The following is a 454-nucleotide window of genomic DNA, read 5'->3' as shown; positions in this document are numbered from 1 at the left end:
GGCCCAGGCCGGGTTCAGCGCCAGTCGCGACGACCAGGGCTGGACAGTCGGCCCGCTCACCGAGCGCGTTGAAGCCGATGCAGACGATGAGGCCGAAGATGAATAAGCGTTGGCAGCTTCTGCGCAGCCAGGCCCAGGTGTTCTGGAACGGCCTGGCCATGCGTGAAAAACGTCTGTTGGTGGGTGCCGGCCTGGTGCTGGCGGGCCTGCTGACCTGGTTGCTGTTGATCCAGCCACCGCTGAAGAAAATCGACTACTGGCAAGCCGAAACCCCGAAACTGCGCAGCCAGGCCGAGGCCTTGCAGGTGCTGCTGCAAGGCGTCGCCCCAGCCCCGCGCAGCAGTGACCTGGAAACCGCCTTGCACCAGTCCCTCGACAACGCCGGGTTGCAGGGCCGCTATCAATTGCAGCCGCAGGACACCGGCAGCTGGCGCCTGACCTTCGACGACGCCCC

Annotated in this window: 1 protein-coding gene; it reads left to right on the top strand. The window is 65.9% G+C overall.

Translation table 11 applies throughout. The annotated features are described in order from the left end of the window. Window positions 1-98: 98 nt before the first annotated feature. The coding region (gspM, locus tag HX846_RS37665; RefSeq protein ID WP_178967519.1) for a type II secretion system protein GspM at window positions 99-454 on the top strand (356 nt) is incomplete at its 3' end.

It is taken from the genome of Pseudomonas sp. K5002 (genome assembly GCF_013386655.1).
Taxonomy (GTDB): domain Bacteria; phylum Pseudomonadota; class Gammaproteobacteria; order Pseudomonadales; family Pseudomonadaceae; genus Aquipseudomonas.
This window is presented reverse-complemented; position numbering and strand designations above follow the sequence as displayed.